Genomic DNA, 18,217 nt, shown 5'->3' with positions numbered 1-18,217 from the left:
AGTTAGTTTTACTTTATAGGAGTTGTATACATGCCTGAATTTTATAAGAAACAGTGGTTTTTATATCCTGTTTACGTATTGGCATTTTTTGTGTTTGTGCTCATTTCAATCCTCTGTTATTTTCATTTACTAATGGGGATAGTCTCCTTCTTTATTTTTTGTATCGTCCTTTTTGTTGTTGTACGATTTGAACTTACTTTCCAAAAGAATTTTGAAAAACATACGACAGATATGATTACAAGGGTAAAGAAAGTGAGTAATGAGGCATTTAACCAGATGCCGATTGGTATTTTGTTATACAATAAGGATTATGGGATTGATTGGGCAAATCCTTATTTATCTTCATGTCTGGGGCAGCATGCATTAGCTGGATGGCACCTTTATGATGTATCAGAAACGTTACTTCTTTTTATTAAGGGAGAAACATCCGATGATATAGTCTCTTTAAATAATCGAAAGTTTCGTGTCTTTGTAAGGAAAGAAGAAAAGTTAATTTATTTCTTTGATGTAACAGAACAAACAGAGATTGAAAAGATGTACGAGGATCAACGTACTGTTTTAGCTGTCATTTATTTAGATAATTATGATGAAGTTACACAAGGATTAGATGATCAATTACGTACGAATATAACAAGTCTTGTGACATCCCGTCTAAATGAATGGGCCGTTAAGTATGGGGCATATTTAAAACGTGCATCTTCGGAAAGATTCTTCGTTGTACTAAATGAAAGTATTTTAGCGCAGATGGAGAAAGGGAAATTTAGTATTTTAGACCAAGTACGTGAAGAAACATCCAAAAGAAATATACCACTTACATTAAGTGTAGGTGTTGGATCAGGTGATTTACCTTTATCCGAGCTTGGGGCGATGGCTCAATCAGGTCTAGACCTTGCGCTTGGGCGTGGTGGAGATCAAGTAGCTATTAAACAAGCGACAGGTAAAGTTAAGTTTTATGGTGGTAAGACAAATCCGGTGGAAAAACGTACTCGTGTACGTGCTAGAGTGATTTCACATGCATTAAAGGATTTAGTATTAGAAAGTAGCAATGTCATTATAATGGGGCATAGGGCTCCTGATATGGATGCAATTGGTGCTGCGATTGGTATTTTAAAGGTAGCGCAATTAAATGAGCGCAAAGGATATATTGTGCTCGATGAAAATGATTCTGATAAGGGAATTAAGCGTTTAATGGATAAAGTGAAACAAAATGAAGAGTTATGGTCTCACTTTATTACACCAGAACAAGCGATGGAATTTGCAAATGATGATTCATTACTTGTTGTTGTTGATACGCATAAGCCTTCAATGGTGATGGAAGAAAAGCTGTTACGCAAAATTGAAAATGTAGTTGTTATTGACCATCATCGCCGAGGAGAAGATTTTATTGAAGATCCATTGCTTGTTTACATGGAGCCATACGCTTCTTCCACGGCGGAACTTGTTACGGAATTACTTGAATACCAACCGAAAAATTTAAAAATGACAATGTTAGAAGCAACAGCATTATTAGCAGGTATTATTGTTGATACGAAAAGCTTTACATTCCGGACAGGTGCTCGTACGTTTGATGCTGCTTCTTATTTACGCTCACACGGTGCAGATACTGTACTTGTACAAGAGCTTTTAAAAGAAGATATGGATCAGTATTTACGGGTTGCAAAAGCTATTAAAAATGCGTACATTTATAAAAATGGAATTGCGATTGCAAAAGTTGATAGCGATGATTACTACGATCAAGTGCTTATTGCGCAATCAGCGGACACATTATTAACAATGACAGGAATTATTGCATCATTTGTTATTGCAAAACGTGGCGAGAATTTCATTGGAATTAGCGGCAGGTCTTTAGGTGAAGTGAATGTGCAGCTAATTATGGAAAACTTAGGTGGTGGCGGGCATTTAACGAATGCAGCCACACAAATGAAAAATGTTACAGTAGATGAAGCTGAGGAGAAGCTTCGATTTGTTATTGATGACTATTTACAGGGAGGCACACAATCATGAAAGTAATTTTTCTAAAAGACGTAAAAGGTAAAGGAAAAAAAGGGGAAGTAAAAAACGTACCAGATGGTTATGCAAATAACTTCTTACTAAAACAAGGATTAGCTGCTGAAGCGACGAATAGCAGTATGAAAACTTTAGAAGCTCAAAAGCGCAAAGAAGAAAAAGATGCAGCAGCAGAGCTTGAAAATGCAAAACAATTAAAAGAAACGTTAGAGAAATTAACTGTAGAATTAAAGGCTAAATCTGGAGAAGGCGGCCGTCTATTCGGTTCAATCACAAGTAAACAAATCGTAGATGCAATGCAAAAATCTCACAATATTAAACTTGATAAGCGTAAATTTGAAATGGATGATGCAATTCGTGCATTAGGCTATACAAACGTTACTGTGAAATTGCATCCGCAAGTAACAGCAACAGTAAAAGTTCATGTTAGTGAACAATAAAACTAAGTTAAGCAAGGAGGATTGCGTATGAGTGATGTAATGGCTGATCGTACCCCTCCGCATAATATAGAAGCTGAGCAGGCAGTCTTAGGTGCTATATTGATTGATCAGGATGCGTTAACATCGGCATCGGAACTATTAGTACCTGACTCATTTTATCGAACGAAACATCAAAAGATTTTTGAAGTCATGCTTGGTTTATCTGATAAGGGGGAGCCAATTGACTTAGTAATGATGACGTCAGCAATGGCTGATCAAGGGTTACTAGAAGAAGTTGGTGGGGTTTCTTACTTAGCAGAATTAGCAGAAGTTGTTCCGACTGCCGCTAACGTAGAGTATTATGCAAGAATCATCGCTGAAAAAGCACTGTTACGTCGTTTAATTCGAACGGCGACTCATATTGTGTCTGATGGATATGAGAGAGAAGATGATGTGGATGGTCTTTTAAATGAGGCTGAGAAAAAAATATTAGAAGTATCTCATCAGACGAATGCGAAAGCATTCCAAAATATTAAAGACGTTCTTGTAGATGCTTACGATAAAATCGAACTTTTGCATAATCAAAAAGGTGAAGTGACCGGGATACCAACTGGATTTACTGAATTAGATAAGATGACGGCAGGGTTTCAGCGAAATGATTTAATCATCGTGGCGGCACGTCCGTCGGTAGGTAAAACGGCATTTTCATTAAATATCGCACAAAACGTAGCGACGAAAACGGATGAAAATGTAGCGATTTTTAGTCTAGAGATGGGTGCTGATCAGCTTGTTATGCGTATGCTTTGTGCAGAAGGGAATATTGATGCACAAAGACTTCGTACCGGATCGTTAACTTCTGATGATTGGGCGAAATTAACGATGGCAATGGGTAGCCTTTCTAATGCTGGTATTTATATTGATGATACGCCGGGGATTAAAGTAAATGAGATTCGAGCAAAATGTCGTAGATTAAAACAAGAACAGGGTCTTGGTATGATCTTGATTGACTACTTACAGCTTATTCAAGGAAGTGGGAAATCAGGAGAGAACCGTCAGCAGGAAGTATCTGAGATTTCTCGTACACTAAAAGGGATTGCGCGTGAATTACAAGTTCCTGTTATTGCCTTGTCACAGTTATCTCGTGGTGTAGAATCTCGTCAAGATAAACGTCCGATGATGTCTGATATTCGTGAATCGGGAAGTATCGAGCAGGATGCCGATATCGTAGCCTTCCTATATCGTGAAGATTACTATGACCGAGAAACGGAAAATAAAAATACGATTGAAATTATTATTGCAAAGCAGCGTAATGGTCCAGTAGGCTCAGTAGAGCTTGCATTCGTTAAAGAGTTCAATAAGTTCGTTAACTTAGAACGTCGTTTCGAAGATGGACATGCGCCGCCGGCATAACGATAGTATAAAAAAGAAACGCATTTCTTATAATAAGATGTGTTTCTTTTTTTTTATAGAAAAGATAAGGCTTTCATAGTGTGAAAATATAATTCTTACGAACGAAAAAGTTTTTTTATAAAAAAATGTTCGCTTTTTGGTTGACTTCTTTTTCGGTTTTGGTACAATTATATTGTTTGAATAGATCGTTTGAAAATTGCGGAGGTGCTTTAATAATGTCTTCAGTAGTAGTTGTAGGAACACAATGGGGCGACGAAGGAAAAGGTAAAATCACTGATTTTCTTTCTGAGCATGCGGAAGTAGTTGCAAGATATCAAGGTGGAAATAACGCAGGACATACAATTGTATTCGGCGGGGTTAAATATAAATTACACTTAATTCCATCTGGTATTTTCTATAAAGAAAAAATTTGTGTAATCGGAAACGGCTTAGTAGTAGATCCGAAAGCGTTACTTGAAGAGTTAAAATACTTACACGATCGTGGTGTAAGTACTGATAATTTACGCGTAAGTAACCGTGCGCACGTTATTTTACCTTATCACTTAAAACAAGATGAGTTAGAAGAAGCAAGTAAAGGTGATGACAAAATCGGTACAACGAAAAAAGGTATCGGTCCTGCATATATGGACAAAGCTGCTCGTATCGGTATCCGTATGGCTGATCTTCTAGACCGTGAAGCATTTAAAGAGAAGCTTGAGCGCAATTTAGCACAAAAAAATCGTTTGTTTGAAAAAATGTACGATACAGAAGGTTTCAGTGTAGAAGAAATTTTCGAAGAGTACTTCGAGTACGGACAACAAATCGCACAATATGTGTGTGATACGTCTGTTGTATTAAATGATGCATTAGATAACAATCACCGTGTATTATTTGAAGGTGCACAAGGTGTTATGCTTGATATCGACCACGGTACGTACCCATTCGTTACATCTTCTAACCCGATTGCTGGTGGTGTAACAGTTGGAACGGGAGTTGGCCCTGCAAAAGTTACTCGCGTTGTAGGTGTATGTAAAGCATATACAAGCCGCGTAGGTGATGGTCCATTCCCTACGGAGCTTCATGATGAAATTGGTCATCAAATTCGTGAAGTTGGTCGTGAGTATGGAACAACAACTGGTCGTCCACGCCGCGTAGGTTGGTTCGATAGCGTTGTTGTAAGACATGCACGTCGTGTTAGTGGTTTAACAGATTTATCATTAAACTCTATCGACGTTCTAACTGGTATTCCAACACTTAAAATTTGTGTTGCTTACAAATACAATGGCGAAGTTATCGATGAAGTTCCAGCAAACTTAAACATTTTAGCGAAATGTGAGCCTGTATACGAAGAGCTTCCAGGTTGGACAGAAGATATTACTGGTGTAAGATCATTAGACGAACTTCCTGAGAATGCAAGAAAATACGTAGAACGTGTTTCTGAGTTAACAGGAATTCAATTATCTATGTTCTCAGTTGGACCAGATCGTAATCAAACGAATATCGTTCGTAACGTATACGAAGCTTAATTGATATTTTTAAGAAAAAACTCATGTCCGCATGAGTTTTTTCTTGTTTTTTATAAAAAATAAAAAAAGGTATTGCAAAAAATAAATAAAACATGTTATGATACATCTTGTCGTCACGAAAATATGACGTTGGTGAGTATGAGCCATTAGCTCAGTTGGTAGAGCATCTGACTTTTAATCAGAGGGTCGAAGGTTCGAGTCCTTCATGGCTCACCATTTTATTTTTCGTGGCCCGTTGGTCAAGTGGTTAAGACACCGCCCTTTCACGGCGGTAACACGGGTTCGAATCCCGTACGGGTCATGTTTTTTTTATGTTCATTTTTGGTCCCGTGGTGTAGTGGTTAACATGCCTGCCTGTCACGCAGGAGATCGCCGGTTCGACCCCGGTCGGGACCGCCACTTTTGTTTATACCACCATTAGTGGTTTTATATATAGTTTTGGCTCGGTAGCTCAGTCGGTAGAGCAGAGGACTGAAAATCCTCGTGTCGGCGGTTCGATTCCGTCCCGAGCCACTCTCAGGATATTAAGTGGGCCCACTTAATATCCTTTTTATTTGTGTAATTTTACAAAATTGAGTAGTTATTTTAAAATAGAATGAGGAGCCTCTAGCAGTTGAAGCTAGAGGTTTTTCTATAGATCGTATAGGATTCCGTGTAAAAGTGGATCATACATGAGTCTGTGAGAATAGAGGAGAAAGTACTTAAGCAAAAGATGCGGTCATATAGGGACATACTATGTAGACATCAATGTGTTTAGGGATATTGACCATATTTTTACCCCGCTATTTAATGGGCAGTAAGGCCTCCACTTTAAAATTCAGCGAAAGCAAAGAAGTTAGGTGGAGGGAGGGCTGCCCGTGAAAGCCCAATTGGTGAGGGCTAATTAAAGCTTCACTTTATAAGGAGGAAATAAACGATGATGGGAAAGAAAATTTTAGTAGTTGATGATGAAAAGCCGATTGCAGATATTTTGAAGTTCAACCTAGAAAAAGAAGGTTTCGAAATTGTAATGGCGCATGATGGTGATGAAGCAATTGAAAAAGCAACTGAAGAACAACCAGATATGGTTTTATTAGATATTATGCTACCAGGTAAGGATGGCTTAGAGGTTTGCCGGGAAATACGTAAAAGCTCAGAAATGCCGATTATTATGCTTACAGCGAAGGACTCTGAAATCGATAAAGTATTAGGACTTGAGCTTGGAGCAGATGATTATGTAACGAAGCCATTTAGTACGAGGGAATTACTTGCTCGCGTGAAGGCGAATTTACGTCGCCATCAGCAAGGTGGTGCGGCAGAAAAAGAAGAAAATACGGAAATGGTTATTGGACCAATTGTTATCAATCCAAATGCGTATAGTGTAACGAAACGTGAGGAAAATATTGAGCTTACACACCGTGAATTTGAGCTATTACATTATTTAGCAAAACATTTAGGACAAGTTATGACACGTGAACATTTATTGCAAACAGTTTGGGGTTATGACTATTTTGGAGATGTACGTACAGTGGATGTAACAGTACGTCGTCTACGTGAAAAAATTGAAGATAATCCAAGTCATCCTACATTAATTGTCACTAGACGTGGAGTAGGGTATTACTTGCGTGACCCAGAGCAGGAATAGTATATGAAGAAAGTCGGTTTTTTTCAATCTATTCATTTAAAATTTGTACTCATATATATGCTATTAATATTGATAGCTATGCAAGTTATTGGGGTATATTTCGTAAGAGAGTTAGAAAAGAGTCTTGTACAAGGTTTTAGAGATTCTTTAACGCAACAAACGAACTTATTATCGTATAACTTGAAACAAGAGTTTAAAAAAAGTTATACAAAAGCAGAGACAGAATCAACAGGTGAAACGATTAAAACTTCCATTCGAAAATTTGCCTCTGATCGAAAGAAGGATATTCAAGAGGTAAGTGTATTTGATGCTAATAGAAAGCTGCTCGCTATTTCAGATGAGTCAAAGCAAAACAAGGTAAATAGAACGTCAACTGATATAGCTGTTCAGCGGGTATTGGTACAAAAAAAACCAGAAGTGAAAATTGAGAAGGATGGTCGTACAGGTCACCGTGTACAAGTTATGATTACTCCTATTATGGATGATAATAACAAAGATGCACTTGGTGCTATTTACGTTGTTGCATCCATGGAAGATGTTTATAAGCAGATGAAGGATATTAATCAAATCTTTGCGACCGGAACCGTTATTGCATTACTCGTAACAGCTGTACTTGGAATTTTGTTAGCTCAAACGATTACGAGACCAATCTCTGATATGCGAAGACAAGCAATTGAAATGGCAAAAGGAAACTATTCAAGAAAAGTAAAAGTGCATAGCCATGATGAAATTGGACAATTAGCATTATCTTTCAATAATTTATCAAAAAAATTACAACAAGCTCGTTCTTCAACAGAAAGTGAAAGACGTAAATTGTCATCCGTGTTATCACATATGACAGATGGAGTAATTGCTACTGACCGAAAAGGGGACATTATTTTATTAAATGATCCTGCGGAAAAGATGCTAAATGTTTCGCGTGAAACGGCGCTCGATCAATCTGTTTTAGAAGTGTTGGGAATACAAGAAGAATTTACGCTCGATCATTTATACGAAGAGCCGGATTCTGTTTTATTAGATTTTAGTACGAGAAATGAGCCATATATTTTACGCGCTAGTTTCTCTGTTATTCAAAAAGAGACAGGGAAAGCAAATGGTTTAATTGCCGTATTATATGATGTGACTGAGCAGGAGCGTATAGAAAGAGAACGCCGCGAGTTTGTAGCAAATGTCTCTCATGAATTAAGAACGCCATTAACGACAATGCGCAGTTACTTAGAGGCACTTACAGACGGTGCGTGGCAAGATCCAAATATTGCACCACAATTTTTAACAGTTACACAAGAAGAAACAGAAAGAATGATTAGACTTGTAAATGCGTTATTGCAACTATCTAAACTCGATAGTACAGAACATCGTTTAATGAAAGAATGGGTCGACTTTACTGACTTCTTTAATAACATTATTGATCGTTTTGAAATGTCTAAAGAGCAAAACGTAAGCTTCAAACGATCTTTCTCTAAAAAATCTCGATTTATTGATATGGATACGGATAAAATTACGCAAGTATTGTATAACATTATTTCGAATGCATTAAAGTATTCACCAGAAGGTGGAACAGTAACATATCGTTTACGTGATCGCGGAGAATTATTGGAGATTAGTGTAAGTGATCAAGGAATGGGTATTCCGAAAGAAAACGTCGATAAAATCTTTGAACGTTTTTATCGCGTAGATAAAGCACGTTCAAGACAAATGGGCGGTACAGGACTTGGATTAGCAATTGCGAAAGAAATGATTGAGGCACATGGTGGCTCGATTTGGGCAAAGAGTGAGGAAGGAAAAGGGACAACGATTTATTTCACATTGCCTATGGCAGCAGATGAAGAGGACGAATGGGAATGAGTATGGAGAATGTTAAAACGATAGTTTTAATTAATTTAGTTGTAATTAGTCTATTTCTTACTTTTAACTTATGGACGTATGTGCCAGATTCCACATCTATGCAAAACGCAAAATTTGTACAGGGGAATGAGGGAAATACTCAAACGAAAATCGCTGATGTTGTCCGCCCTACTTCTATCATTGTGCATAAAGATAAAAATCATTACGGGAGCAAAAGAGAGGGAGATATAGAATCAATCTATAGAACTTTGGAAGCAGGGGAATTACATGAGTTCAAAGAGATATCGATTGCTAAGGCTGACTTTCTTTCTTATGTGCATGGTGAAGGGAAAATTGAACTTATTTTCCCTACCAACATCCCATTTGATGCAGTTAAATCTATGTTTAGTATGAAAGAAAAAAGTATAGATAAGCCTAAACACTTTAATCGAATTATTCTTGACCCTTCTAGAAGTAGGGATCAAGAAATTAAAATTAATTTTGTTTCCGATGGTGATAACTCTAGAATATATGAAGCAAAATTAAGTGGTGTGTATTTAAAAGATATTGTAAATGCACAAAATCAATTTATAGTATCAGCGAAACCTTATTTTGACTATCAAATTAATGATATGAAAAAGCTATTTTTACCAGATGGAACGACAGAATTAAGTAATATAACATATATTTCATCTAATTTGGCGGTTGATACATTTAAGAATGCTCTTTTTAGTGACCCACGTTATTTAAGCCCGATTACCGAGCAATCGAAAGAAATATTTACAGATGGTATTAGGTCTATGGAGATTGAAAATGATCAGCATATGCTAAAGTATAAAAATTCTTCTGTTTTAAGTGAGAAAAAGCCAAATAATTTAATGCTTTTACAAAAAAGTTTTGATTTTGTAAATGGTCATAGTGGGAGTTTGGATTCATATCGTTTGGACTATATGAATAAAGGACAGACGGTATTCCGCTTACAGGAAGATGGATATCCCGTATTCAATACTGATGGATTAGCTGAATTGAGACAAGTATGGGGATCAGAAGAAGTAATGGAATATGAAAGACCGTTGCTTTCTTTAAATACGAAAGGTATAGAGCAGAAGGTTACTCTTCCGTCAGGTCATGTTGTAATAGCATCCTTAGAAAATAATGCCGCGGTAGATAAAAGATCCATTAAAGACATTGGGATTGGATACAAATTATCACTAGATGGGCAAGTAGCGCGACTACAGCCAATTTGGTATGTAAAGTTTGTTGAAGATGAAGCTGGCAAACAAAAAATATATGAGTGGAATGAGGGGGGACTAAATGGATTGGGATCGGATTAAAACCATATTTATTGTGACCTTTTTTGTTTTGGACCTCTTTCTCATTTTTCAATTCATTCAAAAGCAAGATAGTAATCAATTGGAGCTTATTGCAGAAACGAAGATAGATCAAGAATTAAAAGCAAACAAAATTACTATGGGTAATTTCCCTAAAGAACCGAAAAAAGAGTCATTTATTAGGGCTGAAAACAAGGCATTTAAAGAAGAAGACATACAGTCTTTAAAAAATCAAACGGCGCATATACAAAATATGTACAAAATAGAAAGTAAGCTAAAAGAGCCCTTTTTAAATACAAAATCTTTATCAAAAGATAAGTATAATGATTTTTTGAAGAACTATGTATTAGATGGACAAAAGTATGAGTTTGGAGCGATGAAAGACTCTAAAATTTACTTCTTCCAAAAATATAAAGATAAGCCTATTTTCTATAACGATCAGGCAATGATTGTTGTGGAATTAAATGAAAAAAATGAACTTGTGTCGTACACGCAGACGATGTTAACAGATTTAAAAGAAATGGGCGAAAGTGAAAAAACGAAACAGCAAGAAATTATTACTGCCCAAACCGCTTTAGAAAATCTGTATTTAAAAAATAAAATTCATGGGAATACACATGTAAAAGAAGCGCAAATTGGTTATGCCAACCTTACCGCATCTACTTCTAATAACCAAGTACTTGCTCCAACGTGGAACTTAAAGACGGAGCAGAAGCAGGACTTCTTTGTAAATGCAATTGAAGGACAAGTTATGGAATTAGGGGAAAAGGAAAATCAAGTGGTTGATGAACATACTGGAGTGAGAAAGAATGGGTTTGCATTTTAGCGTACTTGCAAGTGGAAGTACAGGGAATATGCTATATGTAGGAACAGATGAAAAGAAGTTACTTGTCGATGCAGGTTTAAGTGGTAAAGCAACAGAGGCTTTATTTAAACAGGCAGAATTAAATATAAATGATGTATCGGGTATTCTTGTAACACATGAACATAGTGACCATATTAAAGGCTTAGGTGTATTGGCACGTAAATATGATTTACCTGTTTATGCAAATGAGAAAACATGGAATGCAATGGAACACTTAATAGGAAATATCCCAACTGAGCAAAAGTTTATTTTCTCAGTTGGGGATGTGAAAACATTTGGTGATATTGAGGTCGAGTCATTTGGGGTGTCTCATGATGCGGCAGAGCCGATGTTCTATGCTTTTCATAACAATAATAGAAAGTTAGCCCTTATTACAGATACAGGGTACGTGAGTGACCGTATGAAAGGTATTATTAAGGGAGCTAATGCTTTCGTATTTGAAAGTAATCATGACGTAGAAATGCTTCGTATGGGACGTTATCCATGGAGTATTAAACGACGTATTTTAAGTGATGTGGGGCACGTTTGTAATGAAGATGCTGCATTAGCGATGGCGGATGTAATTACAGATGAGACAAAACATATTTATTTAGCCCATTTAAGTTTAGATAATAACATGAAAGAACTGGCACGTATGTCAGTATCACAAGTATTAGAGGAAAAGGGATTTGGAGTGGGAGAAGCCTTTGAAATTCACGATACAGATCCAAAAATGCCGACAAAAATTCAATACGTATAATTCTTCATTTTAGTAAACAATAAAGGTGAATATAGTTGTTTTCAGGAAGATAGGTGAACAAATATGTCCTTTATTGATGAAGAAAATTATCGTATGAAACGTGCAAGAAAAAAGAAGCATAAAGGTATTGTTATTTCTAGTATAGCTGGAACAATTGTAGGAGCTTCGTTATTTGCATTTGGAGCTCCTTTGTTTTCAAATGATGCAGGCGCGTTTCCACAAGCAGAAGCAAGTGGAAGTAATATGGCCCAAGCGCAAGGAATTAAACAGATTAGCTTTGTCGATGCTGTTGATCGTGCATCTGAAGCTGTTGTTGGCGTTATTAATATTCAGCGAGATAATTTTTCAGAGGCAGATTCAGAAGCTGGTACAGGATCGGGTGTAATTTATAAAAAGACAGATGGCCAAGCTTACATTGTAACAAATAATCATGTTGTTGCTGGGGCAAATCGTATTGAAGTAAGTTTAAGTGACGGTAAGAAAGTTCCAGGAAAAGTATTAGGAACTGATGTAGTCACAGATTTGGCTGTACTAGAAATAGATGCAAAGTATGTGAAAAAGGTAATTGAGATTGGCGATTCTAATGCTGTTCGTAGAGGAGAACCAGTCATTGCGATTGGGAACCCGCTCGGGCTCCAATTTTCTGGAACCGTCACACAAGGTATTATTTCGGCTAATGAGCGTATTGTTCCTGTAGATTTAGATCAAGATGGACATTATGATTGGCAAGTAGAAGTATTGCAAACAGACGCAGCAATTAATCCGGGTAATAGTGGTGGTGCGCTTGTAAACGCAGCGGGTCAATTAATTGGTATTAACTCAATGAAAATTGCTGCAAAAGAAGTAGAAGGAATTGGGCTAGCTATTCCTGTTACTAGAGCTGTTCCAATTATGAATGAATTAGAGAAGTACGGAAAAGTAAGAAGACCGTATGTTGGAATTGAACTGAGATCATTAAATGAGATTCCAAACTACTATTGGTCAAAAACATTGCATTTACCAGGCAATGTAACAGAGGGAGTTTGCATTTTAGATGTGAAAAGCCCTTCGCCAGGTACAGATGCTGGTTTACGAGAACATGATGTAATTGTAGCAGTAGATGGAAAACCGGTTCGTGATATTATCGGATTCCGTACGGCCTTATATGATAAAAAAATTAATGATAAAATGACTCTTACGTTTTATCGTGGTACAAAACGAGCAACAACAACGGTTAAACTAGGCATTCAAAAGTATTAAAAACAGGAGGGCCTACCTCCTGTTTTCTATTGTAGAAAAGTGAGGTGAAGAATATGAATTTACCTTGTTGTTTAGAACATGTTGAATTAGCGTTAGATATTATTGTGGATGAGTGTGAAGTCGCGCCGGTTATTAACAATGTGGATAACTTAGAAAAAGAGAAAAAAACATGTGAATTTTGTCAAAATGAGGCGACATATGTTGTATCGAACACAGATTCTCACACAATATGTGGGTAACAATTGTGGATATGTGGATAAGTTATGTGGATAACATGTTTGTAAGGTGGGGAATACGTGTGAATATCTCGATTATTTCAATTGGGAAATTAAAAGAAAAATATTTAAAACAAGGTATAGCAGAATACTTAAAACGATTATCTGCATACGCAAAAGTAGAAGTAATTGAATTGCCAGATGAAAAGGCACCAGAAAATTTAAGTGAAGCAGAAATGTTAATTGTAAAAGAAAAAGAAGGTATACGTATACTAGATAAAATTTCTGATGATACGCATGTCATTGCGTTAGCGATAGAAGGAAAGCAAAAATCATCAGAAGAATTTGCAGTAAGCTTAGATCGTCTTGCTACATATGGGAAGAGTAAAGTTGCATTCGTAATTGGTGGATCACTTGGACTAAGTTCAGAAGTAATGAAGCGTTCAAATGAATCACTTTCTTTTTCAAAGATGACGTTACCACACCAATTAATGCGATTAGTATTGCTTGAGCAAGTGTATAGAGCGTTTCGTATTAATCGCGGGGAACCGTATCATAAATAGTAATAGTACATTCAAACGGCTACAGATGTGGCCGTTTTCTATATTTCCTAAAATAAGTATGTTTCTATTTCTAAAAAAGTATGCTGTAATATGAAGAGGAAAAAGTATAAGTAGTCATAGAAGTGAGGAGTTAAAGGTGAAGAAGTTTAAGAAATTTTACTTGGAGATTACGAGTGTATGTAATCTTGCGTGCAGCTTTTGTCCGCCGACGGAAAGACAGAAGCAATTCATTTCTGTGGAGGATTTTGCAAAAAGGTTAGACCAAATTAAACCACACACAGACTACATTTATTTGCACGTGAAGGGTGAGCCGTTGCTGCATCCAAAAATAGATCAATTGTTAGATTTAAGCCACGAAAAAGGGTTTAAAGTTAATATTACAACGAACGGAACGTTAATTAATAAGAGAAGGCATAGATTGTTAAATAAGCCTGCTTTAAGACAAATGAATTTTTCACTGCATAGTTTTGATGGGCACCCAGGTTCACAAGACAAAGAGGGGTATGTAAGAAGTATACTTTCCTTCATTAGAGAGGCAACAAGCCAATCAGATTTAATTGTTTCACTAAGATTATGGAATTTAACGCAGGATAATAAAACGAATGCTGAAATCCAGAAAAATAGAGAGTTATTATCCATCATCGAAAATGAGTTTGATCTATCTTATCAAATTGAAGAGAAGCTTACACCAGGAAAAGGTATAAAAATTGCCGAACGCGTCTTTATTAATCAAGACTATGAATTCCAGTGGCCAGCGTTGCATGAAGAAGAGGATGATGGAAAAGGATTCTGTCATGGTCTTCGAAATCAAGCTGGTATTTTAGCGAACGGAACGGTTATTCCTTGTTGTTTAGATGGTGAAGGGATTATTAACCTTGGAAATATTAATAATGATTCATTCTCTAACATTATAGAAGGCGAAAGAGCAACAAACATTGTTGATGGATTTTCGAGAAGAGTTGCAGTTGAAGAGCTATGTAGAAAATGTGGATACCGTAAAAGGTTTGGAAAGTAAATAAAAAATAAACCCTCATAAAGTGAGGGCTTATTTTTTATCCCGCTATTTGCCGGGCAGTAAGATCCCCACCTCAAAATTCAGCGGAAGCAAAGAAGTTAGGTAGGGAGCGGGCTGCCCGTAAAAGCCCGATTGGTGAGGGCTAATAATCAGTGGGGGATGGACACCCCCCACTGATTAAAGTTTCACTTTATTCTTGATAAGAGCGCTCTAATTCATCAATTAAGGAACCAACGTAAGAAACAGCCCTGCGGATTGCGTCTGGTTTTGACATATCGACTCCGGCATGTTTCATTAATTCAAGTGGTTTCATCGTACCACCAGCGCGAAGTACATCTAACCAGCGATCAACGGCAGGTTGTCCTTCTTCTTTAATCATTTGAGCCACCGCAGTAGATGCAGTGAGGCCTGCGGAATATGTGTAAGAATATAAGCCCATATAATAATGAGGTTGACGCATCCAGGTTAAGCCAGCACCTTCATCAATTTCTACGGAATCTCCCCAGAATGTTGAAAGTACATTTGCTTTTATTTCAGTTAAAGTTGTAGCTGTAAGTGCTCCACCTTCTTCTGCTAGGCTGTATACTCTTCTTTGATATTCTCCCTCAAGTAAGTGAGTAACAAAGTTATGATAATATGTGCCGAGTAGTTGCAGAATGACCCATCTACGCATTCTCTTATCGTCAGTGGTCGCTAATAAATGCTGGGCTAATAGTAATTCATTCATTGTAGATGGTGCTTCAACAAAGTACATAGATGGACGTACATTCATAATACGCTGGTTTTTATTTGCTAAATAAAAATGACCAGCATGCCCAAATTCATGAGCTAATGTGAAGCAGCCACGCATCGTATTTTGCCATGTAATTAAAATGTATGGATGAGAACCGTATGGACTTGAACAAAATGCTCCAGTTGATTTGCCTACGTTATCTGCAAGGTCGACCCATCTTTCTTTGAATCCTTTTTCGATAATGGTACTATATTCATCGCCAAGTACTTGTAAAGATTCTTGAATGAGTTTTCCTGCTTCTTCGTAAGTAATTGCTGGATTAAATTCGGGATCTAAAGGTGCATGTAAGTCGCAGAACAGCATTTGATCGAGTCCTAATACTTTCTTTTTTAAATCTGCAAAACGGCGCATATGAGGCGCCAATTCTTTATAAATAATATCGAGTTGATTGTTATACATTTCAAGTGGAACTTTTTGAGGTTCTAAAAGCATATGAGTAACAGATTCAAATTTGCGTAAACGAGAGAGTGTTACTTGTTTTTTTACTTCAGTCGCATATGTTGTTGCCACTGTATTCTTATATCGTTTCAAGGTGGAAACAAATGATGAGTATGCTTTCCTACGTATGTCTACGCTTGGAGAAAACTCATATTTACTTTCAAATAATGCAAATGAGACAGGAAGTTCATTTCCTTGTTCGTCTTGTATGGAGTTAAAATCCATATCGGCTAATTTAGTCATACCGTAAATTTTGTATGGAGAACTATGTACCTCGCCAAGTGCAGCAAGTGCTTCTTCAGTTTCAGGAGAGAGCGTGTGCGGCCTTTTTTGTAGTATGTCTAGTAATGATTTACGGAAAGGTTCGAGTTTTGTTTCTTCAGTTAAATATTTTTCAATTGTGCCTTCTTCTAATGAGAGAATTTCATTATGAATAAAGGATAGCGCCGTATGTACTTTCGTCCATAAAGCAGCAACTTTGGAAGAGTTCGCTTGAATAACTGGATTTGTACGGTCGGTAGATTCTTTTAAATTTGCGTAGGAGTATAGTTTTGTTAACTTCATTAAAAGCTCTTCTTCTAAAAGTAGGCAATGTAATAAGATAGTGGGGCTAGTGTGTAATTGACATTTAAACGCATCAAGTTTTTTTATATCATCTGTTAATACACGTAATGCAGTTTCCCACTCTTTATCAGATTCGTATAAATCAGAGAGGTCCCATGTTAATTCAGTAGGAACTTCTGCACGAATATGGCGTTTCTCAATTACATCTTTCATATATTATATCCCCCTTATTATAAGTATCTAAAAACATGATACTAGAAAATTCAGTAAAATAAAAATATTTTACATTTCTATATATATGAAAAAGAAGGACAAGCATAAAACTGCTTGTCCTTCGAGTTAAATTTAAAAATTAATATACTTTATCACCGTTGAAAATAGAGTTTTTCACGACTACATAATCTACAGTACGAATAGAGTCTAATTTTGTTCCACCAGCGTAAGAGATAGAAGATTGAAGATCTTGTTCCATTTCGATTAAAGTGTCTTCTAAAGAACCTTTATGCTCAACGAACATTTTCTTACCTTCAACGTTTTTCTTCTCACCTTTTTGGAATTCAGAAGCTGAACCGAAGTACTCTTTATAAAGTTTGCCGTCTTTTTCGATTGTTTCCCCTGGAGACTCTTCATGACCAGCGAATAGAGAACCGATCATAACCATAGTCGCCCCAAATCGAATAGATTTAGCTACGTCGCCATGTGTACGAATACCACCGTCAGCGATAATTGGTTTACTTGCAGCTTTTGCACACCAGCGAAGTGCAGCTAGCTGCCAACCACCAGTTCCAAAGCCTGTTTTAATTTTAGTAATACAAACTTTACCAGGTCCAATACCAACTTTTGTTGCGTCAGCACCAGCGTTTTCTAATTCTCTTACCGCTTCTGGAGTTCCAACGTTTCCAGCGATAACGAAGCTTTCTGGTAAATGCTTTTTAATATGTTGAATCATGTTGATTACAGCATTAGAATGTCCATGCGCGATATCAATCGTGATGTATTCAGGTGTAAGGTGTTCAGCAGCTAACTGTTGTACGAATTCATACTCGTCCGCTTTTACACCAACGCTAATAGAAGCGATTAATCCACGTGATTGCATATCTCTAATGAATGAGATTCGTTTCTCTGGTTGGAAACGATGCATGATATAGAAGTAATTATTTTCAGCTAAATACGTTGCAATTCTTTCATCAATAATCGTTTGCATATTTGCAGGTACGACAGGTAATTTAAATTTATGTTTACCTAAAGTGACAGTTGTATCACATTCAGAGCGGCTGTTCACAATACATTTTGCAGGAATTAATTGAATATCTTCATAGTCGAATACGTTTTCCATCATTTACACCCCTAAAATACGAATATTTTATTTTTATTAATAAAAAATGTTCGTCCATATGATAATTTACATTGTTTTCATTAAAAAGTCAAAGGATTTCTTAACGTTTTTTTAAAAAGTAGATTTTATATCTAAAAAACAACGTTAAAAACGAATTTAAAATGTTTTTTAGTTTATATTGTTCGTCTATAGAAAGGTTAGGAAATTAAGGTAATTATACAAGGATGTATGTATTCTTTTTATTTTTTTGAGTGGATGTAGGATTCTATGAAAAGGTTAATGCTAACAATACGAGCAAAAGATGTTATCAAGTAGTTGAACAATATATGA

Annotated in this window: 15 protein-coding genes and 4 tRNA genes; 17 read left to right on the top strand and 2 right to left on the bottom strand. The window is 36.5% G+C overall.

Annotated elements, in window-relative coordinates; all coding sequences use genetic code 11:
• Positions 1–30 precede the first annotated feature (30 nt).
• From BGI23_RS26695 to BGI23_RS26615, 17 genes are all read left to right on the top strand, one after another.
• A complete protein-coding gene (locus BGI23_RS26695) occupies positions 31–2,004 on the top strand; it encodes a DHH family phosphoesterase (protein WP_001113897.1) in 1,974 nt (657 codons plus the stop codon).
• Complete coding sequence (rplI, locus tag BGI23_RS26690; RefSeq protein ID WP_000864231.1) at positions 2,001–2,447, top strand: 50S ribosomal protein L9; 447 nt, start codon at positions 2,001–2,003, stop codon at positions 2,445–2,447. Before BGI23_RS26695 ends, rplI begins: the two co-directional genes overlap by 4 nt.
• Before the next feature lie 27 nt (positions 2,448–2,474).
• Positions 2,475–3,836, top strand: coding sequence for a replicative DNA helicase (dnaB, locus tag BGI23_RS26685; protein ID WP_001286244.1), 1,362 nt, complete (start codon positions 2,475–2,477; stop codon positions 3,834–3,836).
• Positions 3,837–4,051: 215 nt separating this feature from the next.
• Complete coding sequence (locus BGI23_RS26680) at positions 4,052–5,341, top strand: adenylosuccinate synthase (RefSeq protein WP_000100221.1); 1,290 nt, start codon at positions 4,052–4,054, stop codon at positions 5,339–5,341.
• A gap of 140 nt (positions 5,342–5,481) precedes the next feature.
• Positions 5,482–5,557: transfer RNA gene (locus BGI23_RS26675), tRNA-Lys, on the top strand.
• Positions 5,558–5,570: 13 nt separating this feature from the next.
• Positions 5,571–5,642, top strand: a tRNA-Glu gene (locus BGI23_RS26670).
• A 22-nt stretch (positions 5,643–5,664) separates the two neighbouring features.
• A tRNA-Asp gene (locus BGI23_RS26665) sits at positions 5,665–5,740 on the top strand.
• Between the two features lie 41 nt (positions 5,741–5,781).
• A tRNA-Phe gene (locus tag BGI23_RS26660) sits at positions 5,782–5,854 on the top strand.
• Positions 5,855–6,257: 403 nt separating this feature from the next.
• Positions 6,258–6,965: a cell wall metabolism DNA-binding response regulator WalR gene (walR, locus tag BGI23_RS26655; RefSeq protein ID WP_000971872.1), complete on the top strand. Its 708-nt coding sequence runs from the start codon at positions 6,258–6,260 to the stop codon at positions 6,963–6,965.
• A 3-nt stretch (positions 6,966–6,968) separates the two neighbouring features.
• Complete coding sequence (gene walK, locus BGI23_RS26650) at positions 6,969–8,810, top strand: cell wall metabolism sensor histidine kinase WalK (protein WP_000755380.1); 1,842 nt, start codon at positions 6,969–6,971, stop codon at positions 8,808–8,810.
• On the top strand, positions 8,807–10,123 hold the full coding sequence (locus BGI23_RS26645; protein ID WP_070807341.1) for a YycH family regulatory protein: 1,317 nt from the start codon (positions 8,807–8,809) through the stop codon (positions 10,121–10,123). The genes walK and BGI23_RS26645 overlap by 4 nt, the downstream gene beginning before the upstream one ends.
• Positions 10,104–10,946, top strand: coding sequence for a two-component system regulatory protein YycI (locus tag BGI23_RS26640; RefSeq protein ID WP_000383723.1), 843 nt, complete (start codon positions 10,104–10,106; stop codon positions 10,944–10,946). The genes BGI23_RS26645 and BGI23_RS26640 overlap by 20 nt, the downstream gene beginning before the upstream one ends.
• Positions 10,930–11,724, top strand: coding sequence for an MBL fold metallo-hydrolase (locus BGI23_RS26635; RefSeq protein WP_070807268.1), 795 nt, complete (start codon positions 10,930–10,932; stop codon positions 11,722–11,724). The genes BGI23_RS26640 and BGI23_RS26635 overlap by 17 nt, the downstream gene beginning before the upstream one ends.
• 63 nt (positions 11,725–11,787) lie before the next feature.
• Entirely contained in the window at positions 11,788–12,963 is a 1,176-nt protein-coding gene (locus BGI23_RS26630) for a S1C family serine protease (protein WP_044791859.1), read from the top strand.
• Between the two features lie 53 nt (positions 12,964–13,016).
• The gene (locus BGI23_RS26625; RefSeq protein WP_001052824.1) at positions 13,017–13,202 is read left to right on the top strand and encodes a CxxH/CxxC protein; all 186 of its coding nucleotides are present in this window, start codon (positions 13,017–13,019) and stop codon (positions 13,200–13,202) included.
• A gap of 59 nt (positions 13,203–13,261) precedes the next feature.
• Entirely contained in the window at positions 13,262–13,741 is a 480-nt protein-coding gene (rlmH, locus tag BGI23_RS26620; RefSeq protein ID WP_001027003.1) for a 23S rRNA (pseudouridine(1915)-N(3))-methyltransferase RlmH, read from the top strand.
• Between the two features lie 136 nt (positions 13,742–13,877).
• Entirely contained in the window at positions 13,878–14,756 is an 879-nt protein-coding gene (locus BGI23_RS26615; RefSeq protein WP_000713634.1) for a radical SAM/SPASM domain-containing protein, read from the top strand.
• Between the two features lie 190 nt (positions 14,757–14,946).
• Here BGI23_RS26615 and pepF read toward each other — a convergent pair whose 3' ends face one another.
• Both pepF and guaC read right to left on the bottom strand, forming a co-directional pair.
• Positions 14,947–16,764 (bottom strand): oligoendopeptidase F, encoded by a 1,818-nt coding sequence (gene pepF, locus BGI23_RS26610; protein ID WP_070807267.1) that lies wholly within the window; start codon positions 16,762–16,764, stop codon positions 14,947–14,949.
• A gap of 139 nt (positions 16,765–16,903) precedes the next feature.
• A complete protein-coding gene (gene guaC, locus BGI23_RS26605; RefSeq protein WP_000432432.1) occupies positions 16,904–17,887 on the bottom strand; it encodes a GMP reductase in 984 nt (327 codons plus the stop codon).
• Positions 17,888–18,217 lie beyond the last annotated feature (330 nt).

It is taken from the genome of Bacillus sp. ABP14, assembly GCF_001831375.1.
Taxonomy (GTDB): Bacteria; Bacillota; Bacilli; order Bacillales; family Bacillaceae_G; genus Bacillus_A; species Bacillus_A paranthracis.
Note: the sequence above shows the minus strand (reverse complement) of the source record. Positions and strands in the feature narration are given on the sequence as shown.

Bases quoted from the DNA above. Each gene is read 5' to 3' on its own strand.
- pepF (WP_070807267.1), bottom strand. From the start codon at position 16,764: ATGAAAGATGTAATTGAGAAACGCCATATTCGTGCAGAAGTTCCTACT.
- BGI23_RS26695 (WP_001113897.1), top strand. From the start codon at position 31: ATGCCTGAATTTTATAAGAAACAGTGGTTTTTATATCCTGTTTACGTA.
- dnaB (WP_001286244.1), top strand. From the start codon at position 2,475: ATGAGTGATGTAATGGCTGATCGTACCCCTCCGCATAATATAGAAGCT.
- walR (WP_000971872.1), top strand. From the start codon at position 6,258: ATGATGGGAAAGAAAATTTTAGTAGTTGATGATGAAAAGCCGATTGCA.
- BGI23_RS26625 (WP_001052824.1), top strand. From the start codon at position 13,017: ATGAATTTACCTTGTTGTTTAGAACATGTTGAATTAGCGTTAGATATT.
- guaC (WP_000432432.1), bottom strand. From the start codon at position 17,887: ATGGAAAACGTATTCGACTATGAAGATATTCAATTAATTCCTGCAAAA.
- BGI23_RS26645 (WP_070807341.1), top strand. From the start codon at position 8,807: ATGAGTATGGAGAATGTTAAAACGATAGTTTTAATTAATTTAGTTGTA.
- BGI23_RS26640 (WP_000383723.1), top strand. From the start codon at position 10,104: ATGGATTGGGATCGGATTAAAACCATATTTATTGTGACCTTTTTTGTT.
- BGI23_RS26635 (WP_070807268.1), top strand. From the start codon at position 10,930: ATGGGTTTGCATTTTAGCGTACTTGCAAGTGGAAGTACAGGGAATATG.
- walK (WP_000755380.1), top strand. From the start codon at position 6,969: ATGAAGAAAGTCGGTTTTTTTCAATCTATTCATTTAAAATTTGTACTC.
- rplI (WP_000864231.1), top strand. From the start codon at position 2,001: ATGAAAGTAATTTTTCTAAAAGACGTAAAAGGTAAAGGAAAAAAAGGG.
- BGI23_RS26630 (WP_044791859.1), top strand. From the start codon at position 11,788: ATGTCCTTTATTGATGAAGAAAATTATCGTATGAAACGTGCAAGAAAA.
- BGI23_RS26680 (WP_000100221.1), top strand. From the start codon at position 4,052: ATGTCTTCAGTAGTAGTTGTAGGAACACAATGGGGCGACGAAGGAAAA.